Below are 26,607 nucleotides of genomic sequence, written 5' to 3'. Positions count from 1 at the left end.
TCGATTCCGCCCAAGCGTTCGCCGAAATATTGCTCGCTCAATATTTACGTCTTGTTTCGGCGAAGCCGTGCCGGCTTGCGCCCTCTGGACATCGGCTTGGGAGGCATTGCACCTTTAGCCGGCTGTGTGAATAATTCAGACAAGTGAATACCCAAAGTCGAGGCGATGCGCTCCAGGAGATCAATAGTCGGGTTCTCTTTCTTCTGCTCGATGCGCCCCATGTATGAGCGGTCGATCCCGGCATCATAGGCCAATTGGTCTTGCGGAATGCCGCGCTCTACGCGGATCCGGCGCACGTTCCAGGCCACAAGCGCACGAGCGTTCATGCGCAGAGGCAGCCATTCCGATGATTATGAAACCACTGGTTATAGCCAGACTATTACGATAAGCTCGCACCAGTAGTGGCTGTCCTCTTCAATTGCTTCGAGGAATCAGCCAACGGTGAGATGCAGACGCAGCTGGCGCGTACCCGTCTTCTCATTGACCATCACAAGCGTTCTGGCGGGGCAATAGCTTGCGATAAGCAGCAAAGAAATAGCGCTCAGAGTACCGGCGGCGTTTTCCCGAGTGGCGCGACTATATAGGAAGAATGTTCAACTGTGGGTCGAAACAGAAACGAATATTCTCCAGTTGGCCGGTTCTGGTGATTGCCTTTCACGAGTACGACCGGGCCGGTCACCACGGAGCACCATGCCTTCCCCTAGGAACAGAACAGCAAGGGCGAGCAGTTACAGGGCACATCTGCAATCGCTTGCAGTATGGACTGCGATGAAAATGGGAAAGCGCAGGACGGAGCCATCAGCCAGTGTGAGCCGATATGCGATTGCCATCTCAGCGCGAAAAGGAGGGTCGGCGTGCGACCATTGGACGGGTACCAAAACGAGGTCAGATTAGTTATCGTTGCTCTGATTTCGGTAGATTTTTCAGCTGGGTAGGAGTTTCAGGCAGTGCCAGCCGAGCCGAAGGTCGCAGAATTGGCGCCCAGCGTCGACGAGCTCACGTCATATGACAGGGAGCACGCTGTCGCCTACATGCGACTACTTGATGCGGACGCTGACAAGGCAGATTGGCGCGAGATCGCGCGAATTGTGCTTGGGCTTGACCCCGCCGTTGAACCGGATCGTGCGCGACGCACGTTCGAAAGTCATCTCACTCGGGCCAAGTGGCTAGCGGGCCACGGCTATCGCGATCTGCTACGTAGCGGTTGGCCAAAATAATGATCAGCCCGGATGTCAGGGGCGCCGAGATGCCTCGCGATCGCAAAAGTTGATTGTTCCATCGATTAAGTACGTGCGCGACGCGCACACGGTAAGCAGGCAGCTGGAAACGGCCACAATCATCGGCTGCATTCCGCCGCGCCGGAAGATTGAGCGGGAAAGGTGCGATGCCGAATACTGACTGGAGATCTGAGGAAGCGTACAGCGGCCTGAAGAAGGCGGATGCTGCCGACCTGGCCTGGGAGTGGCTGCGCCGGGATCGCGACTACCAAGAGGATTATAAGCGGCTATCTCGCCGCGGACGTTCAGGCGCAGCGGCGGGCGAGTTCCGACGCAAGTGGGGGCTCTCGTTTTCCTGCTGATCCGCAAAAGACCTTCGACAAGCAAGCAGTCTTCTGGGCACCCGAGGTGCTGCCGACCGTACTGGCTGTGCGGGCGGCCAACTGCCTTGCGCCCAAAACCTATCAGCTCGATTTCGACAATCTGCCGGGCAGCGAGCTTCACCGTGCGGCGGATGGTTGGCATGCGATCGTGCCGCTCGGGGGCACGAAGCATCGCCTCTGGCTAAGAGAGCTTCCGGCGAGCGGATATGCTGTCGTCGTTGATCTGCCGCTCGATGCCGATTTCGAGCTTCGCCTGGCGGCCGCACGTCGATTTTGGCTCGCCCTTGAGCGTCGGGCGCTCGGAATGCCTCCTCTTGCTTTACCTGCTTTGAAGCAGCGTCGGCTAATCCTTGCGCTGCGCGCGGTGGATGGATGGCAGGAAGGAAATAGCTACCGCCAAATCGCGCAGGGCCTGTTTGGAAGCCCTCGTATTGCCGAGCGCGGCTGGAAAACAGACGATTTGCGCAGCCGAACGATCCGACTTGTTAAGCTGGGGCGGCGCCTCATGCGCCGTCGCTGGCGAGCATTACTCACCAAACGCAGGGGCAGGGATGACAAGTAAAGGGTTGCGGCGCGATAAACGGCCTACCTCCGTTTGCCTGCCAATTCTTCTGCCATGGCACGATGGCGGCCAGGATAGAACCTTTGCGCTACGATCTCTCATTTTGGCGTGTTGATTGCTGCACCAGAGCGCGCCATCTGCGCAAGACTTTGAGGACTGTGCTCGAATAGTCTTCTTAAGTTGAGCGCCCTAGAGTTGAGCGTTGATCTCCTGCTGAGCCGAATTGAGGGACACCGCTAGACCTCAGGCAGCCTGCGCAGGTGCGACCTTTTTGCAGAGACGAGCCAGCCATCGGCAAAAAGAACGTGCGATCTCGGGGTGCGCGCTGCGATCTACGGCATAGGCGCGATATTGCATGCCACTTGGAGCGCGGGTGCCAGGGATGATTTGCAAAGCGCCCCCTCGCACGAGGTCACTGACGATGATTTCCGGCGCGACAAGAAGGCATTTTCCTGTCATGACCGCCGGCAAAGCAAGATAGTTGTGATCATACCGCGCGCCCGCTCGTATGTCGCTTGAAGACAGGTTCATCGCCCTCAGCCATGTCGGCAGGATGTCGGGGCGGGATGTGATGTTCAATATAGGGGTTGAGCGGACAATCGAGAGCTCTTTACCCCCGACGAGGTTTGGCGGGCCGACGCACACCAGCTCCTCTTTGTAGATCTCCCAACTGTCGGCGGGTTCTATGACGGAAAGATCGCGTGTAATCAAAATATCGAAATCATCCGAAGATGTCGGCGGCGCCAGCGAGCTGACGATGTCCACGATAACGCCACCCGCTTCAGAAGTGAAAGCCTGCAGATTTGGAATAAGAAGAGAGAAAGCAAAGGTTGATAATGACGTGCGGACCACAATCCGATTCGTTCCTGCGCCTGCACGGCGTCGCATTCTCTTCGCGGTGAAGCTGACAGTTTCGAGCGGTTCAGACACTGCGTTTGCGAATAGCCTGCCGAACTCGGTCAAATCGCTGCGCCGTCCACGCCGCTCGATGAGGTCAGCACCCAGATAGTCCCGCAGCACAGCCAAATACCGGCTGACCGAACTTTGCGTTGTTCCCAAAGCGGTGGCCGCGCGCGTGACGCTGCCTTCGCGGGCGACGGTCACAAATGCGCGGATGGCATTTAAAGGGACTTCATCGTCTTGAGCCGCCATTGCCCCCTCCGGCGCCAAATGAAGATCCATCACATTATTCGATGCCAACGCCGCATCGCTGCGAATCATGGCCCGGCAACGCATGAAATCCTCGTGGAAGCGTGATCCTGCGCCGGTACCGCGACAAGATCTGCGTCTCAGCTGGTGTTTGTCTGGGGCTTAAGTCCTTTTGCCGCGTGCCGGCTTCGGCTTGCGACCTTTAGGCAAGGTTGCAGGTGGCGGCGCGCCCTTGGATGGCCGAACAAACAGCTCGGAGACAGCTACGCCGAGGGTCTCGGCAAGGCGATCGAGAAGATCGATTGTCGGGTTCGCTTGTTGGCGCTCAAGGCCGCTCATGTAGGAGCGATCAATTCCCGCATCGTAAGCCAATTGCTCTTGCGGAATACCGCGCTGGACGCGGATCCGGCGCACATTGTAAGCCACAAGCGCACGAGCTCTCATGCGCGAAAGCAGCCATTTCGATGGTCATCAAACCACTGGCTATAACCTACCTAAAAATATCACCAAATTGGAAGGTTTTTAGGATCGAATTATCCCATGCCTGCCAACGTATCGGCTTTCCCGGACGCTACTGGGTCGGCCCGCACAAGCGCTGGTATGTCGACGGTCTATCAATTTCGCGGCGGCGCAGGTTTTGCAGGGGATGACCGGCGCTCACCCGAACTGCTGCCGCGGGGTTCGATTCCGCTGTCCAACTCGCACGAACGGCCTCGAGGCGAGCAAAGATGCTGACTGAGGCGATGGTCCTCCATCCAATGAACTGGAGTTGCAGCTCCGATGACATGAGCCGACGCAAACTATCGCGACCGCAGCGACAGCTGTTCAGCCAAAGTTACAGCGGCCTTTAGGCCTGGATCAGCGCAGACAGCGCGTTTCAGCGACCCTAATCTCGTTCATTCCACGGACTCTGAGAATTTCGTCTACCGGTACAACATCTTTGTTGACGTTACGCAGGCCGCCATCAGCCATGATACGGAGTTTTAGGTTCTCTCGCCCGCTCAAGAGGCACGACCGCGAACTCCCTTAGCTGAGGCTCAAGGGATGCGCGCCGGTCGGGTTATCAAGTACAACGACCGGTTCAAATCAAACGCGGTACGGCAAGTCGTAAGCTACTTTGGCAGCAGCCATTGACTGCACAAGAGTGGCGTCCAGAGAGCAAAGTCTCGTAGTGTCGAATTGGAACGCGCGGGCGATACCGCGAGGGAAAGCGGCGAGATGTCGCGAATTGGATTCGCTACGATCAAGTCGAACAGATGGCCACGCGTATCGTTATCCACGATGTATGAGCCCGAAGGAATTGCGATTGGGCGCGCGGTTGAGGCAAGCTGAGAGGTTTCGGCTTGGGCATGGTCCGGACCATTCAAACGCCGCGGGCCGGCATACGACAAGGTCACTCAGCTGAGACTTCGATAGCGGTGCCAAGAGCGACGAGGGTGTCAGGAAAGAGTTGTTGCAGAACACGGCAGAGCAGCGCAGACGTGACTGGCGCCATGGAAAGAATCCGATACTGCTCCTGCTAGCCGGCATGCTGGCGCAACGAGCCGGTGGCTCGGCGATCGGGTAGTGAAACGGTGAAAGGGCTGTGCCTGGCAGATGCCGCGAGCCCCTGTGGTCAGCGAAAGCTGGCCACCTTTGCTCCCGTGAGGGGCAAGCTCGTCACGGCGCTACCAAGTCGCATTTTTGAGAAGTACCGCAGGGCACCTGGCTGGACTGGTGGGCAAGCCTTCAAAGACGCCGTCCCTAGTGTGCCAGGGGCGAAAAAGGTTAACGGCGACGTGACTCGGCGCTCAATCCCTGGAAAGCGCTGTCCCTGCCACGCGCCGCTAACTTTAGTGCCGGCCTTGCCCGATTTCGGTATCCGGCCTGACACTTTGCCCCCCTGTAGGGTGCTGCCAAGTTGTAGACTCAGAACGACTGCCAATCACCTACCTGAATTGGTCAGATCGCTTGGTATTTCTAAGCTGGTCCGGTGCGTTGCGAAAACTTGGAGAGGCCCGGCACGCCAAAGTCGCGCGACAAAGGCTTACACGCTTCGGCTCATGACAGAGCCCAAGAATGTTGGCGGAGTAAGACGGGAGGCATGGAAGCGATGGCTTGAAAGACCACGCGCGCCGCTAAATTTAACGTCGTCAATCTCCCTCGGCACGAGCGGAGCGGGTGTCCGTGCCTGGAAAAGCATGACAGTGCGGCTCGTTTCTCCCACACCGGTAGCAGCGCGGGCGCGACTCGGCGCCGATCGGTTGGAACTTGATCGGGGGCTGTCCCTGCCGCGCCTGCGCTGCAGATTGAGGTTAGCAGGAACGTGACTCGGCGCTGTCCCATTCTGGTAATGGCGCTGTCTCTACCACGCCTCGCTAACCCTAGCGGCTCTGTACTCACGCTAGCTTTCCAAAAGCTGACGAAACCTGCGCGGCAATTCACAAAGGAACAGCAGCTGTTGTGGCCGATTACGGAACATGCTCACTGACCGCCGCTGACCGCCCGATCAGCGCGCACACCCAAAAATGAAACCGATCGTTCCCGAGCCTGGCACAAAGGATCTTCTCTGCGGTCTAGGCAGGGCAAGTACAGACTTCAACGAACCCGGTCATCGCGACCAGGAAACTGGTCTTAGAGCATGCGTGTGCGCACAGCATGATAATGCATTGTTAGTCTGCTCAGTTGAAGGATGGTCCCAAGAGACTGGGTGGTGCGCGCCAAATTCGTATTCGCTTGGCCTTAATCTTCGCGAAGGCCGCAACAGACTGCGTAACGCGCTGTCGACCGTACCGGACCCGTGTTGTGGGCGGGCCGCTTTGCTGCCCTGGCTATATCGCGTGTCCAATTGGTTAGGTGGTCGGCCGGCGAGTTGAAATGACGAATACACATTCGTTGACCGCATGCCCACAGCGGCAGGAAGTCGCAGTGGATCACCTTTCCCAATTAACGGCCAGTCGCGAGGAGCGGGTTCATCAGGCGCGAATAAAGCTCAGGATGGTCCACCGGCCATCGACAAGACGAGGCGATATCACATGGCTCCGGACCCGCGCTGCCCCGTTTTCCGAGGTGCAGCCAACGCCATCGACTCCGATCGGTTCGAGGCACCAGCATCGGTCTGCGACCTAACGCGCGCCACCGCGTAACTATCGCATAAGAGTGCTGTCAATCGGCACTACCAGATCTGGGTGTTTGGGGAAGCAGTACTTGCATCGTAAGGTTACGGACAGGTCGGACACATATGTGTTCCCATCAAGATTCGAAATGCGCAATTCCATGGCAAACATGAACCTCAGCTCCCAATCCTTTGCCGACGCATGCGCGCGACAGCGGACCGTCACCGATCAAGAACTCACCAAATTTAGAGCACTGGCCCCGAGACGTTCGGGTTTCCAGATGAGACGTGTCATGAACCCAATAGCGCGCGCCGCAGCCGCAATAAAGCGCGCTCGGGCACTCTCCGATTGTGACCGGTGCTGCGCAATCTGGTGGCTCTATCGCCTCCATTTCGGCATCAACCGCGACGTGATGTTGGGCCTAGACGCGGTCACGATCGCCCAGGAGAGATCCCGCTGCGGCATTTAAGCCTCGTGACATCGGCCACCTTTCATGCGAGCAGCTGGCACTGCCCCGCCAAACATGCCACTGGGTTGCGCGTTGGCTGGTGGACAAAAAATCTCAGCCTAACGCCAAACGTCTCAAGTCTCCCCCAGCCCACTAAGGTCGCAATCACATCTAGTACCGGCAGGACTGCCTGAGGGCACCTCGATGGCGCCTGGAAATACGTGAGCAGACCGCACAAGCCGAACTAGGGCGCGCGTTCATAACGCGCGGCGGATAGATGCGAGTTGGACGAAGGCAAGGTAGTTTCCTGCAAGCTGTCGTAGCGCGTCGCCACCCGACGGGATTGCTTGATCCCGTTGAACACCGTTCGACGTGGTTGCGAGCGCGGTAGAGGTGCGGGCTAAAGCAGATCGGATCGCTGCGCTTGCCTTTCTGCGGGATGTTGGCTCACGCTCCCTTCCTCATGGCAAGCTCCTTGATCCTGTCGGCGTCATAGCCCCGGTCGGCAAGCAGCATTGACCCCGGGCTTCAAGCGAGAGAGCAGTCGTCCGGCAAGTCGTACGTCGTGCGCCTCGCCGGGACTCAACGCCAGTCGCACGACCTTCCCGGCAGGGACCTCAGACTCTCGTCTTATCAACGGTGTGCGGACAAGTGGGTAACTTGCTCGTTCAAGGATTTCAGCGGATTTCGCGGCGCTGTTGCCCACTCTTTGAGCCGCAATTCCGGATTAGCTGTACCAAAAGGAAAGGCCGCTTTGCCGCTCGTCGTGTAGACCCAGTTGTCCTGCGTCCAATATTTCCCGGCGCCGCCGTCAATCTCGTACCACCAGCCGTCGCTCACAAAATACTTGGCTTCTCCGGTCATGGTATGGATGTAGTCACGCTCCCATAGATCGCGATCTTGCCTTTGGGAGCGTAGATCCAGCTGGTACCTGATATCACGGCCTCTCGAGGAAACGGCGCCGATTGGCTAACTGGCGAGGGCAACTAGCACTAACAGTGACGATAAGCAGCGTTGATGGCTCCTCGCGCGCCGTCTTTCTGCTCGATGAAGAAAAATACGACGACGCGTACGGGCAGCTGCGCGATAAAGTGCGCGAAGCCGATTTGCGGTCTGATGACCTTCGAGGAAATCGCTACTATGGCGAAAGAAATCAAACACTTACCATCAAAAACTGGTCCAAAGAAAATCAACCCAGCACAGGGTATTTTGGATGTTTACGTCGATAAGCAGACGGAGATTCAAGGCATCGAAATGGGAGTTTTGAGCGACGGAACTTCCTTTCTCACTCAGCGGGGACTCGCCCGTCTATGCGGCGTGCAGAACGCTCACATCGGCACAATCGGCGCTGAATGGGACGAGGAAATTCAAAAACCTCGGATCACGACGATTAAGAATCTCTTGTCCGCACGAGGACAAACGCCGACGGCTCCCTACTTCGACGTGTCTGATGAAAAGCGGCAGGTGTACGCTTATCCGGACTATGTTTGCCTCGCCATCCTCGAATACTACGCTTTCGAAGCTGGCGCGAACGTCAAGCCAGAAGCAGTGCAGAATTTCCGTCAGTTGGCCGGCATGGCGCTTCGGGAGTTCATATACACGCAACTAGGCTACAGCCCCGCAGCGAGGGTACCAGATAGCTGGAGCCTGTTTCACGACCGAGTGTCGCTAGTTTTCCACACCGTGCCCCATGGCTACTTTAGTGTGTTCAAGGAAATGTCGGACATCATTGTCACGTTGATCCGACAAGGGGCGCAGGTAGACGATAAATTCATCCCGGATATCAGTGTCGGTCAACATTGGGCAAATCACTGGCGCGATACCGGGCTAGAGGCGGCTCACGGTGAACGTATTCAATACGAGCATAACTACCCGAGCTATTTCCCGCAGGCCGCTTCAAACCCCCAGCCGGCGTACTGCTACCCGGACAGCTGCTTGGGAGAGTTTCGGCGTTGGATGCGTGACGTTTACTTGAAGGACAAAATGCCGACCTATCTTAGCACTAAGGCAAAGCAAGGAGCTCTTCCGCCTTCATTTGTGAAACTGGCCCTTGAAGCGCTGGCTCCAGCGACCAGGCCAAAGGCACTCTCGTAAAAAATTTGCCGCGAGTGTCGCCGGCGATGGTCAAACTCCCGTTGGAGCGCACAAGAGCCTCGGTGCAGCATTTGCTCCTGTGGATGTCACCCAACGGCAGGTTGCTCTGCCGACCGACCTCTCGCACTATATAGTCCGTTTCAAAACCTGAGCATTTTCGATGGTCGACTTCTCAGCCGAACGTCCCTGCCGCGTTCTGAGTTTGGACGGTGGAGGCGCAAAAGGCTTCTACACGTTGGGTGTTCTCCGCGAGATCGAGGGAATGCTCGGCTGCCGCCTCCATGAAAAATTCGACCTCATTTTCGGCACGAGCACAGGCGCAATCATCGCTGCGCTCCTCGCGCTCGGAAAGAGTGTGGCGGAGATCAGCAATCTCTACGAAGAGCACGTCCCGACAGTGATGAAAAGGAAGTCCCGTAGCGACAAATCGGCCGCACTTGCGAAGCTAGGTGACGAGGTGTTCAAGGACGCGTCCTTCAAGGACATGAAGACCGCAGTTGGGATTGTTACGACACGCTGGGTGATCGAACGTCCAATGATATTCAAGACGAGTATTGAACAGGCTCACGGCCGGATGGGTACCTTCTCACCGGGCTTTGGCGTCAGGGTTTCAGATGCGGTGCAGGCGTCGTGCTCGGCCTTTCCCTTTTTCGATCGAAAGGTTGTGAAGACGGACAGAGGAGATCAGATCGAATTGATAGACGGTGGCTACTGCGCCAACAACCCCACTCTGTATGCGATCGCCGACGCGATCATGGCCCTTAAATTGCCGCCCGAGCATCTGCGTGTGGTCAGCGTTGGTGTCGGTGTTTATCCCGCTCCAAAGCAGTCCTGGTTTAGCACCACGAAATGGGCGCAAATGCTTTTGAGTGTTCAACTTCTTCAGAAAACGCTGGAGATCAACACTCAATCGATGGATCAGCTACGACACATCCTCTACCGACATATCCCGACCGTCCGGATCAGCGACACATTTGAGCAACCTGAGATGGCCACTGATCTCTTCGAGCATGATCTAAACAAACTGAACATACTGCGTCAGCGCGGCAGCGAGTCGTTCGCGAAGGCTGAAGGCGACCTGCAGAAGCTACTTATTTAGGAATTCAACTATGCCGATTTCTGAGGACCAACTCAAAACGTGGGCGAAGCAAGGCCCGACCCAACAGTTCACCGCAACATACGAGACGTTGAAGAATTGCTTAAATGACAGCAACTCGCCCTACTGTTCCAAAGACTTTAGCATCTTCCTTCAGGGGTCATACAAGAACGACACGAACGTTTACGGCGACAGCGACGTCGATGTGGTAATTCGCCTCAATCAGACATTTTACACCGACCTGTCGAACCTCTCCGAAGAAGACAAGCAATTGTGGAACGCCGCACGCTCAGATGCGGCGTACACGCTTGATCAGTTCAAGAAGGACGTCACAGGCTGGCTCGTAAAAAAATACGGCAGCGACGTACAGCCAGGCACAAAGGCAATCTACATCAAAGGGAATGGGAGCCGCCGAAACGCTGACGTGCTCGTGTGCTGCAAACACCGGCGCTACACACGGTTCAAGAGCTGGAATGATGAACTCTATTATGAGGGCATCTCTTTCTTCCATTCTAGCGGCATCCGGATCGACAACTTCCCGGCCCAACATAGCGACAACTGCACGAAGAAACATCAGGATACGAAGAATTGGTTCAAGCACACCGCTCGCATTTATAAGAATTTGCGCAACACGATGATCGAAAAGAAGATCATCGAGGACGGGCTTGCACCTTCATACTTCCTTGAGGGCCTTCTATGGAACGTTCCGCTTGACCGTTTCGGCGGCACAGAACAACAGAACGTCCAGGACACGCTCGAATGGCTTTTGAAGGCCGATCGGTCCAAGTTCGTCTGCGCCAACGACCTCTACTACTTGTTCCATCCCACCTCGCTGGTCACGTGGCGAGCGGACAAGTGCACTACATTCCTAAGTAAAGCGATTGATTACTGGAATGCCTGATAGCGACGCTTAGCCGAGTCGGTGGTGCCTGGAGATGGATTTGAAATCGCGTCCCGCGGCTTCAACGCGGAGCTCTACCGAACCGAGCTATCTAGGCGAATTGGTGCGGGCGCCGGGGTCCGAACCCACGCTGCGAGAGCGGCACTCTCGCCGACTACCGTAATCTTTCGCCCGGGAAAAACGATGATGCGCCGAGACAGAGTTGAACTGCCACAGGTTTAACAGGCCCGTTTACAACGGGTTGGGCTCGCCACGCGCCACAGTGTCTGCGCAAAAATCTCAGCCGTCGATGTTCGCAGCCGAATCCTTGGAGAGAACGGCGCGAACCGCGCAGCCCTGGGCCTCGAGCAATTTGCGCATGCCGTGGTGCTCTCCGATGCGCGGGAGCTCGGCGCACAACTTCTGCGCCATGTTACCGAACGGCTTGCTCACCGCCTTTAGATGCGGCGGGAGGTGCTCGTAGGCGAAGAACTGAAGCTCCGCATCCATGGCGTTCTCCTCAAGAGGTGGATGCAGGGTCGGAATCGAACCGACTGTGCCTTTCAGCATCAGGTTATGAGCCTGATCAGCGCCCGGTGCTCGTGCGTGCGATAGGTTCGCTGGAGCCTGCCGTCTCCAGCGTGGCCCGAACACATCCGTCGGTGACAGAAACATAATTCGGCGACAACGCTTCCCATGCGCGCATGATGTTGGGGGTCGTCAAGGTATCGCCGATCGGCAAGATCGCTTCGGCTCCGCCATCGAGCCAATGACGCCAAGTCTGCAACGCACCAAACGAGCCGTTAAGATAGAGCTCGCCGCCTGCGAACACCCGACCGGCCTTGGCCGCGTAGCTGGTCTGGCGTGGTTACGGTAAAAAGTCTTTCGTCGTACAAGCTGTGTCGCGGGGGGGGGGGAGGGGGGCAGCCCGCCCTCGATCGGTTGGTGGTGGCGGCTCGAGGGCCGGGAAATCGGACAATTACGATAATCACAAGCCGTAACGAGCCTGTGGGCGCGTTGGTTGCGGGTGCCATGCACACGCTGGCAGGTCCACCACAAGAGTAGGTAGGTGCTAAAGTGGACGCGGGGTCCTAGCGTCCTCCTGTTTCTCTGCCGATCATCGAGCCAGAAGCGAACACCGAGAAGGTCATACGGACAAAACCGTGCGACGTGCGGAATCAGGTGGCTGCGCATGCACACCTCGATGACGAGCTCCGGCGTTCCGATTTGGGCGCCGAAGAAGGCGACGAATGGTGGGGCGCGTGCCTACGGAAAATCAATCAGGCAAGAAGCTGTCTGCGGAAGGTCAACCGGTTGACGTGATCACGGCGATCAATCGGCTTGCAGGTTCGGATCCGAAGAGAGTTGCGCTGAGGCACGGCGCAGACGAACTCACATATGAGGCCCTACGATCAAAATCGGATGCCCTTGCAAAGGTCTTAGGAGAGCAGGGTGCTCGCGGCGCGGTTGTCGGCTATTGGGGAGGGCGGGACCTCAGCTGGGCGACGACGGTCGTCGCAATTTTGAAAGCTGGATCAACGTACCTACCGCTCGATCCTTCGCTGCCGACTTCCCGTACATCATTCATGATCGAGCAGAGCCGCTGCGCTTTGTTGATGGGCCGAGACCGGCCGGATTCGCTCAGCCTATTCCAGGAGAGCAGCAAAGCAGCTCCTCAATTCGTAGCTATAGAGGCGGCACTGCGCCGGGGGCGGACCTCGTCTGTTGTGCCATCGCCGAACGTCGATGGACTTGCCTATATTCTGTTTACGTCTGGTTCGACGGGCCAGCCTAAGGGTGCAATGATCGAGCGCGTCGGCCTAAACAATCATTTGGCGGCAAAGATCGATGCTCTAAGTCTCACTCGGACGGATTGCGTCGCGCAAACGGCATCGCACTGCTTTGATATCTCGCTTTGGCAGCTTCTCTCTGGACTTTGCGTCGGAGCCTCTACATCAATCATCGATGATGCGACACTGAGATCGCCGTCATCGCTCCTTCAAGCAATTCAACGATGCGGCGCTACGGTCGTCCAATTCGTCCCGTCGATGCTGGCAGTGTTTGTTGAATATCTGCAGTCGCTTGCCGCGGCAGAGCGAACCATGGACGGCTTGCGGATTATTTCTACGGTCGGAGAACCTCTAACGCCCGGATTGGCGCGTGCGTGGCTTGCCTTGTATCCCCGCGTTTCCATTCTCAATCATTACGGGCCGACCGAGTGCGCCGACGGCGTGACGCATCAGCTGGTTTCGGTGCCGCCTGCGCTGGCTGAGCCTTATGTGCCGATCGGCAGGCCAATTCAAAACGTTGAGGTTTATGTCGCGGACGGACCACGGCTCTGCAATGTAGGAGAAGTCGGCGAACTCTGTGTTAGCGGCGTCGGTCTCGCTGCTGGTTACGTCAATGACCATATCCGCACCAAGAACGCGTTTGGGCCAAACCCGTTCTCAAACGACCCGTCCTTCCGGCGCCTATATCGGACAGGTGATCTTGGGCGCCTCCGTTCCGACGGTCTTTTGGAATGTCTCGGTCGACGGGATCGTCAGGTCAAGATTCGCGGGCACAGAATCGAGCTGGGAGAAATCGAAGCTCGTTTGTCCGCTCATCCCTTGGTGCATGGCGCGGTCGCAGTCGCCTCTGTCTGCGCAGGTGTAAAGCTTACGGCGCGAGATATAGCTGGGGCGGAGACGCAAGCCGAATCGCCGCGGCTGGTTGCGTATGTGTCGGCTTTGGCTGAACTGGCGGAAAGCGACCTTCAGAATTTTCTTGCTGAGGCACTCCCCAGCTACATGCTTCCGGAAAGAATCATCCGCGTCAGCAGTATTCCACTGACCAGGAACGGAAAGGTCGACTTTGCAGCATTGCCTGACCCGGGGAGTGTTCGGCCGGTATTGTCAACGCCCTTCGAGGAGCCGCAATCAGACCTCGAAGTCCGGCTACGTCAAATCTGGTCCGGCATTTTGCGTATCGAGAACATAGGTGTGAATGACCAATTCATTAGCCTCGGCGGAGACTCGCTCCGCGCAATGCTTATATTGGGGCAGTTGCAGACCTTGCTCGGAGTGAAAGCGGATTTCAGACTGGTCCTCAATGGCACAATTCGATCGCTTGCCGCTTCGATCGAGGCTCGCACTGAGTCCAATTCATGCACAGCCTTGACATACAGAAAGCTAAACCGATCGCCTCTGACGCACCTCCAGGAGCACCTTTGGTTTCTGGCACAGCTCGATCCATCTGCGCGGAACTACATCATCCAAGGTGGGCTGCGGATTAAGGGAAACATCGATTTAGCTCGGTTCAATCGCGCCTGGACCGAGGTCATTCATTCCCACCAGGCACTTTCGGCGCGCTTTATCGACGAAGACGGCCCTGTTCAGTGCTTTGATGCTCCGCCATGCACAAATCTTGAATTGGTCGATGCATCTCATCTCACCACCTCCGAGGCTGAGGAGCTCATTGCACAGTTTCGGCGAACGGAGCTGAAAGACAATTTCGATCTCGGACAGGGGCACTTGTTTCGCGCGCGCATGGTCCAGTTTGGTCCCGACAATCATCTCATATTGATCACCGCTCACGAAATCATCCTCGATGCCTGGTCGATTTCTGTTCTGCTCAGAGATCTTCAGCAGAGGTATTTAGATGCTGCGGCGCCTTGGCCAGAGAACCGTGCGTCACTCTCAGGCTACGCGGCGTGGGAAAAACAACATGTTTCTCCACAGGCGCTGGAGAGCCAACGTCATTATTGGCGTCGTCAGATTGGTGATGATCCGCCGGTGCTTTCGCTTGGAAGAGCGCGCCCTCAAACAAATTCATACCGCGGCAGCTCGCATCCAGTGCTGCTTGGGGGCGATCTATCCAGCCGGGTAAGAGAATTCGCGCGCCAAAATAGCTGCACCACGTCGACAACACTGCTGGCTTGCTTCCAGCTGCTGCTACGAATGTATAGCGGTCAGGACGATATTGTCGTGGGCATGCCACACGCTGTACGGGATCAACCTGGCAGTGCTGACATCATTGGCTTTTTCCTGAATATGCTGCCGATCCGAGCCGCGATCGATGCCGGTCAGTCCTTTGCTGCTCATGCCAGGCGCATCCAGAGCCTGGTCAGCGATGCCATCGCAAATTCGGCCTATCCATTCGGATGGATGGTCAGGGATAGTAGGTTATGTCGCGAACCGGGTCGATCACCGATCTTCCAGGTCATGTTCAACATGTACTCCGAAGCCGCTGAGCCAATTGGTCAAGACGAGTTGGCTCTGACATTTCGCGAGTACGACACCGGCTATGTCAAGTTCGACTTAACACTGTACGCGCAAGATCACGGCGATGAGATTGCGCTCCAGCTGGCGTATGCGGAAGACATAATATCGAGTGATTTGGCTGTTCGAATGGCCAACAATCTGCGCTGTCTGATTGCTGCCTGCGTTGATAAGCCGCTTGTGCCTATTGAGGAACTAAGCTGCCTCAGCGCCTCAGACCTCACTATTCTGGATTCGCTGGATGGGTCGATCCAGCGATATGAATCTGAATGTCCGCTTGTTGAAGCCTTCGGGCAGATCAGCGTCTCTAATCACGGCAAAGTAGCATATTTTGGCGAGTTCGGGAAGGTCACGTTTGGCCAGCTGCGTGAGCGCGTAGCGGCTATCCGATCGTTACTGCAGGATATGAAGGTGGGGGCTGGCGATTTGGTCGCCATGCTGGTTGACCGGTCGCCGGACGTTGCCGCTGTCATGCTTGCGGCGCGAGGCTTGCATGCTGTTGTCGTGCCGATAGCGCCGGATTATCCGCGTGATCGGATCCAACATATCCTGCGAGATAGTCTGGCAAAGCTCTTGGTTCACGCGAATATCACGGAGCCGGGCTTTGAGATACCTTCGATTTGTCTGTTGGCCGTACAAACGTGCAGAGTGTCGGGGGATGATTTCGCGCCTAGCGACACACCGTCAGATCGCCGAATTGCGAACCTCATATATACGTCCTCCTCCACAGGCCGGGCGAAGGGGGTTCTTATACCGGAAGCGGCCATTCTTAACCGGCTGAACTGGATGTGGCGGCGCTTTCCCTTCGATGGCACCGACGTCATGGTTGTCCAGAAGTCCGCCTGCCTTGTTGCCTCCGCTTGGGAGTATTTTGGTGGACTTCTGAGAGGTGTGCCCACGCTGATCCTCAACCAAGGGCAGGTGCTAGATCCGGATCTGCTGTTGTGCAGCTTGGCAAAACATCGCGTGACACGCTTTTTTGCCTCTCCGCCAGTCCTCTCCGGTCTCATTGGGTCCCAGGAACGGCAACCGCAAAGGACCGCCTTGAGGTTGGTCACAAGCAGCGCCGAACCGATGCCTTCCTCGCTGCCCGCTCGCTGGCGTGCGTCCTTTCCGGGCGTGCCGCTGTGGAACTTCTATGGTGCGACGGAATGCGCCTCCAATGCGGCCGTGCACGAAACATCGGATACCGATGACAACTCGGCGCTTGTCCCGGTGGGGAGGCCAATCGACAACGTCAAACTCTACGTGCTCGATTCACGATTGAGGAGAGTGCCTGTTGGAGCGGCCGGCGAACTGTGCATCGCGGGCCGCTGTCTCAGCGCTGGGTACTGGCGCGATCAAGATCGGACTGACCGCTGTTTCGTGCCGAATCCGTATGATGGCGGACAATACAACGTGCTTTATCGAACTGGGGACATCGCACGCATCTCAACCAGCGGCCTTCTCGAGATTTGCGGCCGATCGGACAACCAGATCAAGGTGAGGGGCTTTCGGATCGAGCCGGAGGAGGTCGAAGTTGCCCTCGAGTCTCATCCGGCAATCGCAAAGGCCGCGGTCTTCGCGGAAGACATCGATGACGACCGCCGCTTGACCGCGAGCGTGGTGCCCGCTCGCGAGAATCTAAGCTCTGGAGAGCTTCTCGTCCACCTGCGCGACAGATTGCCATCTTCTATGATTCCGGCAACCTTCAGGTTGATTGACAGTATTCCACTGACGACGAGCGGAAAGATAGACCGTGCTCGCCTATCCTGCGTTCCTTACCGCGAAATAGAAACTAGTTCATCAGCTGAGCCCCGCACCAGGAACGAGCGGATTCTTGCTCGGATCTGGGAGGATCTATTAGGCGCCAAGGGGGTGGGTATCGACAGCAGTTTCTTTGATATCGGCGGCGATTCTCTTCTGAGCGTACGTTGCATCACGCTGGCGCGCAAAGCCGGGCTGAATCTCACTGTCAACCAACTTTATCGAACACCGACCATCAGGGACTTGGCGGCCGGGGAAGCAGAGGCGGCCGCCCACAACATCACTTTCGCGGACGGCTTACTGCCTGTGCCCCCTTTAATATCGTTTTGGAATTCTCTTCTCGGCTTTGACGAGCATTTCAACATCGGCGATCTGTTCTTCTTGCGCGGCGGCATCCTGAACATCAAGATCCTGGACCGCGCTCTTGCCCATGTCATCGAGAGGCACGAAGGCCTCAGGCTCCGCGTTGCCCGAACCCAAGATCGACTACGGCTGGGGATTGGGCCTTGTCCGGCCGAGCGCATTGTGGAGGAGATCGATCTCGTCCGGATGACCGGCCCAGACCAGCGCAGGACAATCGAGAGCGTCTCGGCAAGACGTCAGCACATGTTTCGGTTTGACGGCCACACGCCTCTTGTTCACGTCGTGGCCTTCCGCACTTCAGAAAGCGGCGATTACTACCTGCTGGTGCTGATGCATCATTTCGTAGCGGATGGGATGGGCTATCGGCTGTTCCTGGAAGCATTGGAGGACGCATACAGCGCTCTTGCTGCAGGCCATGATGTGAGGGGCCCCGAGACCGTACAAAGGCTCTCTCCCTGGTTAAAGCGCCTCGAGCACTACGCGAACAGCGAAGCACCAGACGAACTCAAGCAGTGGGAGGGCATTGACTACGATCAATTCAACTTACGTGTCAGTGGCGCCTCATCGCGAGGCACGAGTGTTGCCGATGGAAGCGCGAGAGAGCTTCACGATGCAAGTGTCGGAGGTCGCCAGGAGGATGCGAACGACCGCTCGCTTTCGGTAGATCAGGCCAAGTACCATCTTGAGATCGACGGGGAAGCGACAGCGGGTCTCCTCAGTAACGGGGCCAGATCAGCGCATTGTCAGGACTTTGATGTGTTTCTTGCTGCCCTGTCCGGTGCGTGTGGAGCCCTGTTCGGCAACTATTCGCTCTGGATTGATAGCCTGATCTCGACACGAGGTCGGCTGTTTGATGATTTCGATTCATCTCAGATCATTGGCCTTATCAGCGAGCTCGTTCCGCTTCCATTGAAAGTCACCGCAAGGGAGTCGCGTTCCGACCGCGCTCGCTCAATATACCGGCAGCGCACTGCGCTGCCGCGTGGGGGAATTGGCTTTCGGGCCCTGAAATTCCTAAACCGAGATCCAGCCGCGCGGGGTCGGCTCGATCGCCTGCCACTACCCAGAATTGGGGTGAATTATCGCGCCGGTTTGCAGCGCCATTTCCCACGCCGTTTTCTAGACACAGATCCTTGTCCGCTTTCGATCGGCGAACACATGCATCAAGCAGCGGCGATCCACCTCTTCTGGTTCGAGGTCGGATATCAATCCGGTCGTCTACAGATCGACACCACTTATGATCCGAGCATGGTCGATTATGAGGCGACCCGCCATCTTTGCACGATCTTGCAACAGGAGCTGATGCAGACGATCAGCGAGATTCGGAAGCTCTCGGGACACCTTCATCCATGAATGAGCCCGATGCGGAATTCGCCGCCGAGGCCGATCACGATGTGATGCCGAACAAGAACGCGCGCGTCGATCTATCAGACCCCAGTCTGTTCAGACTTATCCTACGGCTCGCCATTCCGTCTGTTGTTGGCTTGTCGATCAACGCGTTGCAGCAGGTCGTCAACGCAATCTTTGTTGGCACACTCGGCGCGCCGGCGATCGCAGCTGTCAGCATGACCTTGCCGATCGTGGTCCTGCTCGCGGCGGCCGGACAGGGGATAGGAGTTGGAGCAGCGTCGTTCATATCTCGTCATCTTGGTGCTGGTGAGTACCTAGAGGCGAGTCGAGCCGCCAGTACCGCTCTCGCGCTCGCCGCGCCAGTCGGCATCGCGGTCACAGTCGCTCTGTTTCTAAACATGCGAGAGATCTTCCTAGCTCTCGGTGCAACTCCAACCATCATGCCCCTGGCGCTCGACTATGCGACGCCGCTTTTGTTCGGATGCACCCTGATGCTTCTGAACATCGTCAACGGCTTCATCGTCCGAGCCGACGGCAACACACGATTCAGCATGTGGACGATGATGACCGCCTTCATCCTGAACGCTGGCCTTGATCCAGTGCTCATAACCGTGCTGGACCTCGGTGTGCGAGGTGCCGCTCTCGCAACGCTTGTGTCTCAGACTGCGGCTATTAGCCTCTATATCGCGTATTTTATCAAGCGGCGCGGAATGGTCGTCGTCAGGATGTCTCACATCTTGTTGCGAGCAGATCGCATCAGACAGATCGCGCTCGTGGGGGCGCCAGCGACCGTGACCAGCATCTTATCTGCTATAACTGTTGCGCTCTTGTACGGAGCAGCTGCGCCCTTCGGCGAAGAGTCCATCGCGGCCGTGGGAATAGCCGTGCGACTCTTAACGATTGGCGCACTGCTTATCAGCGGTTTCTGTACGGGTTCTCAAGCTATCCTGGGTTTTGGCTGGGGCGCACGCGATTTTTCTCGCGTACTGAGGGCTGCAAAGGTCATGCTCTCTATCACGGTTGCGCTTTCCTTTGCATATTCCGCGACCATTATGGTTTTTGTCCGTCCTTTGGTCAGGCTGTTCAGCGATAGCGATAGCGTTAGGGAAATTGCCGTTTCTGCCTGCACCGTCTTCCATCTTTTTTTTGGACTGTATGGTATTGAGACTGTCGTCACGGCGATGCTTCAATCGCTCGGGAGAGCGCGTCTCAGCGCGGCTGTGTGTTTCGCGAGGCATTATCTCTTCATTCCGGCTGTACTCTTATTCCCTGCCATCTCTGGCTTCAGCGGAGTGTTGGCCAGTCAAGCCATCGCGGAGCTAGGCGCCGGAATGATTGCACTGTTTATCATGCGCCGTCAGTTCGTTGAGCTCAGGCGATGCGGCCGACACATTCGGCCAGGAGGGATGGAGCATGCTTCTTGGCCTGATTAGACATGTTCGGAGCCAACATTAGGCCGCTGAGTATTGGCTCCAGGGTGATGTGCGAGATTGAGGCGCCATATGACATTCATTGTCGCCGGCCATCGTGATGAAAGAAAAAGCGAGTGTCGCGCGGGCCGGGAGCGAACGCTGGCCAAGAGTTTCGGGCCCGTCAAGACCGAGGCGCGCTTGACTGGGCGAGACGAACGTCGAGACTGACCGAGTCGTGCAAGTAGCCGCAGCAGGCTTCCGCATCGCTGCGCGGTGGAGCTACTTGGTGCTCCGTTAAGATGGCTGATGAGCGTGGTGGGAGGGCGGAGCGTGCGCGATCGCTTGACCAGAATGAGGGACAAGAGTTCTCTGACCCAGATGAGGATGCGAGGAGCTGAACCGCGCCGGCCGGATCAATCTGGTCCAGCCTGGCCAGGAACAGGCCGCGGGGTTCCGTCGTCCTGCTTGCTCCGTCGCATCGCAACCTCCTGTGCGACGATCGAATCACGATTGCCGATTGGACGGAATCATGTGGGTTTCGTGAGGTCGCCGAGCCAAGACCAGCTGCGTGCTGCGTCTGGCGACCTCACAGAAGCCCATTGGAACGCGACAGTTGGAGTTTTGCGAGCGGCCCAGATCCGCTCGTCCTCACATGAACCACAGCGTGGACCTTTGGAGTTGGGTTGCGTATCCGACAATGTGGGGAAGACGTATTGCTGTTGAGAATGAGTGGCAGAGGAGGCTGTGCGCGATCACCGCTTGGATCCCTCCTCGAAAAGATCGTCCGGACGTCGGCGAAACATGTCCGGCCGCTAGGCCTGACTTTCGCGCCGACAAGGTACGGTGCGGCTCACCATTGCGGTCTCGGACCTTGTCAAGAGGGAGAGCTCGATGCTTGTGCGGCTGAACACAGCAGCCTTCTCGAACCCATCGAAACCGCAGCATTGATACGCACATACTCCAAGCCTTTGTCCGCACTGATCATCGAACCCGGTTTGAACGGGTGCGAACTGGCCAACGTCAAGCGGATCTGACCGGCGACAACACTTGCAACGTTCCGAAAGTGCAAGTCGAAGCTTTCCGACTTGTGGCTCCTGTTCGCGGACGAGTAGGCCATCCTCTGAGACCCTGCGCGGATTTATCTCGACCAATCTTGAGACGACCGAGATTACGCGCGGCTTCGCGATGCGGGGACTCGTTAGACTCTCCTTCGCTATTGAACATTACAGCAGCGACGACGCTTTACCTGCCGCGGTTCGCCCATTAGTATAGTGAGCGGATGTGTCCGCCGACGTTCTCATCCGAAGCCAGCATCGGCCGCATTATTGCCTGCAAGAATGCGAAGCTGATCGTTACTGGAACAACCGAAAGGGCTGGTGATTGGCGTCAGGTCAACTCGTCGGACGAGACCTGTGACGCGCCGAAAAGCGTGCGGAAGTGATCCCGCCACAGCTCAGAAACGCACCGCTGCTGTCGATAGCAGCTACGTGCCGACCTCGCTTCATCGGCATATAATTCCAAGTGTCTTCACCAAGTTAGGTAGGTTTCGATCCATTGTTCCCCGTGTACCATCGTAAGCAAATGACCTGCGGGTCAGGATGCAGTTCATCACGATAGGACAAGATGTAGCAATGACGAGCGCAGCTAATTCCCCGCCCGTTAGAGGGCATGTCATGAAATTCATCGAAGGGGCGCGGGTCGTCACTGAGAGTGAATTGCAAGCCAACAACATCACCCGTCATCAGGTCACGAAATACTACCGCAATCAGATTACAAACGGTGGCTACTACGATCAGCTCAAAAACATTGTGGAGCCCTCAGTTCAGGAGTTCGAGAGTCGTGGCAGTTTAGATACGAGCGGCGAGCACGATAACACGGTCGTGCTCGGCCTCCAGCATAAGTATCCCCAGACCGGTTTGTTGCTTGTAACGGACCGATGCGCTTCATATTGCCGCTATTGCTTTCGCAAGCGCCTAGTCGGCAAGGAGTCCGATGAAGTCGCACCCGATTTCGCAAGGGTCGCCGAATATATTCGCGACCACCCTGAAATGACGAACGTGCTGCTATCTGGAGGCGACCCATTCGTGCTCAGCACCGCCAAGCTCAATGAGATTCTTGATCATTTGCTCCCCATCAGACATTTGGAATCAATTCGATTTGGCACGAAAATGGTGGCCTATGAGCCCAAGCGTTTTGACGATTCCGCTCTAGCGGCCTTGTTCCAACGACTCCAAAAAACGGGTAAGACTGCAGTAATCGTCACACACTTCGATCACATCGGCGAAATTTCGGACTATGCGGTGCGCCAAATTCAGTCCTTGCGCGCACGGGGTGTACAATTCCTCAATCAATCCGTTCTTCTCGCGAAGGTCAATGATGATCCCGAGGTGTTGGCGGCGACCTTTGCCAAATGTCATCAAATCGGAGTGCGTCCCTACTATCTTTTTCAGGGCAGGCCGGTCAAGGGCGCTTCGCACTTTCAGGTTTCATTGCGTCGCGGACTAGAGATTACGCGCGGCATCAACCAACGTCTGAGCGGCATCCAGAAGACATTCAAATACATTATGTCCCACTACACGGGAAAGATCGAGATCCTCGACCTGGGAGAGGATGGCCGGGTGTATATGCGATATCATCAAAATAAGATGCCCGAAAAGATCGGGAGGATCTTTTCCCGGCCGCACGTGGAGGATGCCTGCTGGTTGGACGACTTGCCCGAGGGATGAGATCAGTGGGCGCGCAATGATGATTACTGCTGCAGAGCGCGGGGACTAGCAAAGTCCGGCCGGTATACGGTCAGCGCGAGTGGTCTGCTAGCCGCGCTCTCCAGAGGAATGGCCATGTCGCAGTGACGTGGGTAGGATATTTGCATCATGTGCGAGCCGAGAGTGCGAGCTCGACTGGCGGGCAAATGGTGTTGCTGCTTTCATTTCGTGAATGATCGAATGCAGTCATCAGTGGAGGCGCAGGCAGTCCAGCATCACCGGCAAGCGTAGTGGCTCCCGTGAGCAGGCGCGCAGAAATTACCATGCCGCTCGGCGTAGCGCTGGCCAGGCGACCCTTGCTGCCGCCCTACATCTTGCCGATAGGGGTGCGCAGGTCGCTGTGCCAGAAGCATCCAAATAGGAGTTGGAGGTTTGGGGGCGGGCTGGTTAACGCAGGCATGTGGAGCATTCGCAATATCCTAGTAGAAGTGCTGGGCTGACCATTGGGTGAACGGCTGATCAAACTAGGAATACGAAGGTGAGCGCGCCGGTACTCTGCATTGCGCCGTTGGACGCACGGGTTTGCAGGAAATCGAGAGCCAATGGACAAGCGCGTTGCTGCAGTAGTGCGGACGAGACGCGCAAGACAATCGGCGACGAAGATAACAATGGTGCGCTGCTCAACAAGCCCCCGGGGCACGATAGAGCCGTTGGCTTACGTGCGCGGCCTGTGTTGACTCGCTCTCGCGGCTGGAGTTAGGGGCTTCACTGAGAGCGAAGGCATCGCCGTCAGCGGTACCGGTTCGCGCTGGATGGAATGGCGCGGCAACGGGATCTGAGAATGCGGAGTGGGCGATCATCGCTACCGATGCTTATGGCATGGGACCCTGGTCACAGATTCGATAGGCGCAGATCCACTGCCTTATTTTAATCTTCCCACGCGGCGCCTAACAGACAATTTTCAGGCCTGAATCTTGCCCGAGCGTCAAATGGCGTGGAACACCCATAAGATTGTCTCCTCCTTTCGCTTCGACCGCTCTGGTCGTGTTCGGCGGCGTCGCTGACTCAAGCATTGGCGCGTGCGTTCACCGGGCCTGGGCTATAACGGCGGGGCATTGCACCCGGCACAGTCTTTGGCCTTTCGCCCCCCCTTGTGGCGCGTGATCCCTCGGCCCGTCCGGAATCAGCGTGTTGACTTGCTGTCAAGAAGTGCAGAGCTCGCGACCTCGGCTGGCGTGAGCGCGCTTCTGCTCGAAAGGGTGATGTATAGAACTCAACAAGCTGTTTCGGCCGCGACATTGTGCCCAAAGGCCGTCACGGCCTCCTGCTGGCATAAATCCTGCTCCGCCCTCAGAAAAGTTGGAAGGTCTGCATGCCGTCTCGCAACTTGCCTCCGCCCGTTTTTGGTCAAGTCAAAATAAGTGTATCCTCCTACTGCAATCTTCATTGCAAACACTGCTATGTTCCCGAACAATATAGAAATCAATCCAGGAGACGCCGGGATCCATCACAGTTGACTATCAAGGAAATTACTAATTTCGTGGACCTCCTCGTTGAACGACATAGGTTGGAAAAAGTCATCGTAACCGGTGGTGAGCCGCTTCTCAAAATCGTGTTTCCGCGCTCTGCAGCCCTGATGGCACACGCTGCAAACAGACGAGGCATTCATGTCCAGCTGAACACTGGTGGACTTGGTCAGGTTCCAGTTCGTGATGTCGCATCAATCTTCGACGATCGCGACAAGCTTGCCTTTCAATTCAGTTTTGATGCTGCAAACGCGCAGGCGCTTGACCGCGTTCAGACAAAGCGGGGAGTTCACAAAACGGCACTCCGGCAGATGGCAGAGGCAGTTAATTGCGGGGCCTCGGTGCAGGCTAGGATGATTGTTAATCGGCACAACATCGATGGGGCGTTAGACGCCTATCGCGCATTGTCATCGATCGGCGTCGACACTTTCAGAATCATGCCGATGTTCGCTGTAGGTGACGCTCTCAACTACGAAGACGAACGTTTGGTCTCGGCTGAGGAAGTTAGAGACCTTCAGACGGCGCTAATCGCAATGGCTGCACAGGGATCGACGCGCCTTGAGCTGCTAACGCCGATTCTCGTCGAAGTGACGAAGCAGCCGCCGAACGTTCGGTTCACCGAATGCAACTGTTATTTCGCTTCGGGCTATCTCTCTACAAACGGCGACCTCTATCCCTGTTCCTGCGCGATCGGTGATCCCGACAACCATAAACTTGTTGTCGGAAACGTCCGGTACCCGGGGTTTGACTTAGAAACTGCTTGGGGAGCCGCCCTTAAGAAATACCAGACGAGCAGCTGCGCCAAATGTCCCACAGCCCTTCTCAATCATATTGAGAGCCGTGCGCGTGCTTGCGCTTAACCAACAGAACGGCCTACGCCACATGCCTTGACTTCGGCGGTAGTTGACGGTGCCTCGGGGCTTTTCGATTTTCAGCTAAAAGTGGGTTTTCCGGCAACGATCCGCGTCGGTCAAGGCAGCGAGTTCGTTTCGCGCGATCTTTGGGCCATCAGCGCGGCGCCACGCTGGTCTTCTCCCCTCTCGCGGCTCGGAAAGCCGACCGACAACGTCTTTATCCAGCCTTCAACTGCCGCTTCCTGGCCCGAATGCCTCAACGCCCAATGGTTCATGCCCCTTGTGGAGGCCCAGGAAATGTGGAGACTTGGCGCAATTGTCAAACCTGCATCGGAGTACCCGTCTGGCTATGCGATTGATGAGAAGAGGTTTCGCTGGTTGGGAGGCGATCCTGCGGGGGCTTTGGGTTTAGCGCGCCCGTTGGTGATCGATTGAACGGCGGACGCTCTGAGGCGGCGCGGGCGAAGACCCAATGACCATCCAACAGAGGATGACGAGATTGGATCTCTCCGCTTCAGGCGCAAGCCGGAGCGTCTTGGACGCAATCTTCAGGATGAGCCAAGGCTTGATCCCGTCCTCCGCGGGCTTGAACACCGGGACGCGGTACTTCGAGCTCATTGACTGACGCGCACGCGGCTCCGGCGCTTGCCGTTGCCCGTCTAGCGGCCGTTGCAATTGAGGAAGCCGCAATCAGTTCGTCGCTACCGATCAGCACCAGCTGACGCACGGCTTGGATGATTGTCGGCAGAGGTGTTGCCGCGCTGTCCGCGTCGGCGAGCGCAGCTAGCTGTGACGTCACCCTCGTAGTGGACGATGAGAATGATCTCCGAGGCTACATCGGCCACGCTTCGTCGATCGGGATGCCCACGATGCACTTCTTCAGCGGTGCATCGGTTGGAGGCGCCGTTCAGACAGTCTTTAGATCGGTGGCCAGCGACGCAAGCCGTCGCTGGATCAGCGGCAGCCATCGGCCCTACAGTGTCTTAGGTGGCTCTTGCGTTCTTCCTCCGCGCCATGGGAGTTAATTGTTCCAGCGCGCTTCACGCTCGCTCGCCACCAACCGGCTAGCAGGGGCAGCCGCGTCGAATTGCTGCAAGGCCCGGTCGGCGCCATAGCACGCTGCTTCGACGTCGCGGCTGAGAGCATCGCGCATCTTATCCCGCCGTTCGCAGACTTCCTTGGCGGCCGCGGTTGCAGCGGCGTAGCGCCCGGACGGAAAAAGCAGGCAGTATCGACTGCATCATCGACACGCAATCTGCGGAAGCCATGAGGGCCGTCGTTATCCATCCAGGCGCAGTTGTGGTGCGGGATATGGCGCCGCCACAACCAACTCGCCCCAGCGCGCCTTCTCGTAGCGGGCCGAGAGCGAGCGCTGGCGCAACAGATCCAGCTCGTACTCATTGAGGCTGCCTTTGAGCCCGAGCAGCGGGAGGCGGTGCCGTGCCTCGGCGCATATATCGTCTCCTGA

17 protein-coding genes, 1 tRNA gene and 1 pseudogene are annotated in these 26,607 nt (G+C 57.1%); 11 read left to right on the top strand and 8 right to left on the bottom strand.

The window, feature by feature from the left end; all coding sequences use genetic code 11:
• Positions 1–44: 44 nt before the first annotated feature.
• The gene (locus ACVWY3_RS24085) at positions 45–326 is read right to left on the bottom strand and encodes a helix-turn-helix domain-containing protein (RefSeq protein WP_456840680.1); all 282 of its coding nucleotides are present in this window, start codon (positions 324–326) and stop codon (positions 45–47) included.
• A 621-nt stretch (positions 327–947) separates the two neighbouring features.
• Here ACVWY3_RS24085 and ACVWY3_RS24080 point away from each other — a divergent pair.
• The 3 genes from ACVWY3_RS24080 (at position 948) to ACVWY3_RS24070 (ending at position 2,162) form a co-directional block, all read left to right on the top strand.
• Positions 948–1,217, top strand: a complete 270-nt coding sequence (locus tag ACVWY3_RS24080; RefSeq protein WP_456840679.1) for a DNA -binding domain-containing protein — start codon at positions 948–950, stop codon at positions 1,215–1,217.
• A gap of 167 nt (positions 1,218–1,384) precedes the next feature.
• The gene (locus tag ACVWY3_RS24075) at positions 1,385–1,579 is read left to right on the top strand and encodes a transcriptional regulator domain-containing protein (protein ID WP_456840678.1); all 195 of its coding nucleotides are present in this window, start codon (positions 1,385–1,387) and stop codon (positions 1,577–1,579) included.
• Positions 1,580–1,625: 46 nt separating this feature from the next.
• Positions 1,626–2,162, top strand: a complete 537-nt coding sequence (locus ACVWY3_RS24070) for a DUF2285 domain-containing protein (RefSeq protein ID WP_456840677.1) — start codon at positions 1,626–1,628, stop codon at positions 2,160–2,162.
• 243 nt (positions 2,163–2,405) lie between these two features.
• On the opposite strand, the gene ACVWY3_RS24065 is transcribed toward ACVWY3_RS24070, so the two are convergent.
• From ACVWY3_RS24065 to ACVWY3_RS24050, 4 genes and pseudogenes are all read right to left on the bottom strand, one after another.
• Entirely contained in the window at positions 2,406–3,314 is a 909-nt protein-coding gene (locus tag ACVWY3_RS24065) for a LysR family transcriptional regulator (RefSeq protein WP_456843443.1), read from the bottom strand.
• Positions 3,315–3,473: 159 nt separating this feature from the next.
• Positions 3,474–3,755 (bottom strand): helix-turn-helix domain-containing protein, encoded by a 282-nt coding sequence (locus ACVWY3_RS24060; RefSeq protein ID WP_035730210.1) that lies wholly within the window; start codon positions 3,753–3,755, stop codon positions 3,474–3,476.
• Positions 3,756–7,111: 3,356 nt separating this feature from the next.
• Positions 7,112–7,461 (bottom strand): annotated as a pseudogene (locus tag ACVWY3_RS24055) (transposase); the annotation flags it as partial.
• Positions 7,462–7,487: 26 nt separating this feature from the next.
• Positions 7,488–7,718 (bottom strand): hypothetical protein, encoded by a 231-nt coding sequence (locus ACVWY3_RS24050; RefSeq protein ID WP_456840676.1) that lies wholly within the window; start codon positions 7,716–7,718, stop codon positions 7,488–7,490.
• A 252-nt stretch (positions 7,719–7,970) separates the two neighbouring features.
• On the opposite strand from ACVWY3_RS24050, the gene ACVWY3_RS24045 reads away from it, so the two are divergent.
• From ACVWY3_RS24045 to ACVWY3_RS24035, 3 genes are all read left to right on the top strand, one after another.
• On the top strand, positions 7,971–8,948 hold the full coding sequence (locus ACVWY3_RS24045; protein ID WP_456840675.1) for a hypothetical protein: 978 nt from the start codon (positions 7,971–7,973) through the stop codon (positions 8,946–8,948).
• 160 nt (positions 8,949–9,108) lie between these two features.
• Positions 9,109–10,047, top strand: a complete 939-nt coding sequence (locus tag ACVWY3_RS24040) for a patatin-like phospholipase family protein (protein ID WP_456840674.1) — start codon at positions 9,109–9,111, stop codon at positions 10,045–10,047.
• Between the two features lie 10 nt (positions 10,048–10,057).
• Complete coding sequence (locus tag ACVWY3_RS24035) at positions 10,058–10,945, top strand: nucleotidyltransferase domain-containing protein (RefSeq protein WP_456840673.1); 888 nt, start codon at positions 10,058–10,060, stop codon at positions 10,943–10,945.
• A gap of 22 nt (positions 10,946–10,967) precedes the next feature.
• Here the strand turns inward: ACVWY3_RS24035 and ACVWY3_RS24030 are convergent.
• The 3 genes from ACVWY3_RS24030 to ACVWY3_RS24020 form a co-directional block, all read right to left on the bottom strand.
• A tRNA-Phe gene (locus ACVWY3_RS24030) sits at positions 10,968–11,042 on the bottom strand.
• Positions 11,043–11,224: 182 nt separating this feature from the next.
• Entirely contained in the window at positions 11,225–11,434 is a 210-nt protein-coding gene (locus tag ACVWY3_RS24025; protein WP_456840672.1) for a hypothetical protein, read from the bottom strand.
• A 76-nt stretch (positions 11,435–11,510) separates the two neighbouring features.
• Positions 11,511–11,756: a hypothetical protein gene (locus ACVWY3_RS24020; RefSeq protein WP_456840671.1), complete on the bottom strand. Its 246-nt coding sequence runs from the start codon at positions 11,754–11,756 to the stop codon at positions 11,511–11,513.
• A gap of 418 nt (positions 11,757–12,174) precedes the next feature.
• Between ACVWY3_RS24020 and ACVWY3_RS24015 the strand changes: the two genes are divergently transcribed.
• From ACVWY3_RS24015 to ACVWY3_RS23995, 5 genes are all read left to right on the top strand, one after another.
• A complete protein-coding gene (locus ACVWY3_RS24015; protein WP_456840670.1) occupies positions 12,175–18,645 on the top strand; it encodes an amino acid adenylation domain-containing protein in 6,471 nt (2,156 codons plus the stop codon).
• Positions 18,642–20,075 (top strand): MATE family efflux transporter, encoded by a 1,434-nt coding sequence (locus tag ACVWY3_RS24010; protein WP_456840669.1) that lies wholly within the window; start codon positions 18,642–18,644, stop codon positions 20,073–20,075. The genes ACVWY3_RS24015 and ACVWY3_RS24010 overlap by 4 nt, the downstream gene beginning before the upstream one ends.
• A gap of 1,652 nt (positions 20,076–21,727) precedes the next feature.
• The gene (locus tag ACVWY3_RS24005; RefSeq protein WP_456840668.1) at positions 21,728–22,780 is read left to right on the top strand and encodes a KamA family radical SAM protein; all 1,053 of its coding nucleotides are present in this window, start codon (positions 21,728–21,730) and stop codon (positions 22,778–22,780) included.
• Between the two features lie 1,351 nt (positions 22,781–24,131).
• A complete protein-coding gene (locus tag ACVWY3_RS24000) occupies positions 24,132–25,145 on the top strand; it encodes a radical SAM protein (RefSeq protein WP_456840667.1) in 1,014 nt (337 codons plus the stop codon).
• 27 nt (positions 25,146–25,172) lie between these two features.
• Positions 25,173–25,574: a hypothetical protein gene (locus tag ACVWY3_RS23995; RefSeq protein WP_456840666.1), complete on the top strand. Its 402-nt coding sequence runs from the start codon at positions 25,173–25,175 to the stop codon at positions 25,572–25,574.
• Positions 25,575–26,607: the final 1,033 nt, after the last annotated feature.

The organism is Bradyrhizobium sp. USDA 4486, from assembly GCF_054057995.1.
This window is presented reverse-complemented; position numbering and strand designations above follow the sequence as displayed.

Coding starts and splice junctions, on each gene's coding strand:
- ACVWY3_RS24085 (WP_456840680.1), bottom strand. CDS start 326: ATGAACGCTCGTGCGCTTGTGGCCTGGAACGTGCGCCGGATCCGCGTA.
- ACVWY3_RS24075 (WP_456840678.1), top strand. CDS start 1,385: ATGCCGAATACTGACTGGAGATCTGAGGAAGCGTACAGCGGCCTGAAG.
- ACVWY3_RS24065 (WP_456843443.1), bottom strand. CDS start 3,314: ATGGCGGCTCAAGACGATGAAGTCCCTTTAAATGCCATCCGCGCATTT.
- ACVWY3_RS24060 (WP_035730210.1), bottom strand. CDS start 3,755: ATGAGAGCTCGTGCGCTTGTGGCTTACAATGTGCGCCGGATCCGCGTC.
- ACVWY3_RS24050 (WP_456840676.1), bottom strand. CDS start 7,718: ATGACCGGAGAAGCCAAGTATTTTGTGAGCGACGGCTGGTGGTACGAG.
- ACVWY3_RS24045 (WP_456840675.1), top strand. CDS start 7,971: ATGACCTTCGAGGAAATCGCTACTATGGCGAAAGAAATCAAACACTTA.
- ACVWY3_RS24040 (WP_456840674.1), top strand. CDS start 9,109: ATGGTCGACTTCTCAGCCGAACGTCCCTGCCGCGTTCTGAGTTTGGAC.
- ACVWY3_RS24035 (WP_456840673.1), top strand. CDS start 10,058: ATGCCGATTTCTGAGGACCAACTCAAAACGTGGGCGAAGCAAGGCCCG.
- ACVWY3_RS24025 (WP_456840672.1), bottom strand. CDS start 11,434: ATGGATGCGGAGCTTCAGTTCTTCGCCTACGAGCACCTCCCGCCGCAT.
- ACVWY3_RS24015 (WP_456840670.1), top strand. CDS start 12,175: ATGGTGGGGCGCGTGCCTACGGAAAATCAATCAGGCAAGAAGCTGTCT.
- ACVWY3_RS24010 (WP_456840669.1), top strand. CDS start 18,642: ATGAATGAGCCCGATGCGGAATTCGCCGCCGAGGCCGATCACGATGTG.
- ACVWY3_RS24005 (WP_456840668.1), top strand. CDS start 21,728: ATGAAATTCATCGAAGGGGCGCGGGTCGTCACTGAGAGTGAATTGCAA.
- ACVWY3_RS24000 (WP_456840667.1), top strand. CDS start 24,132: ATGCCGTCTCGCAACTTGCCTCCGCCCGTTTTTGGTCAAGTCAAAATA.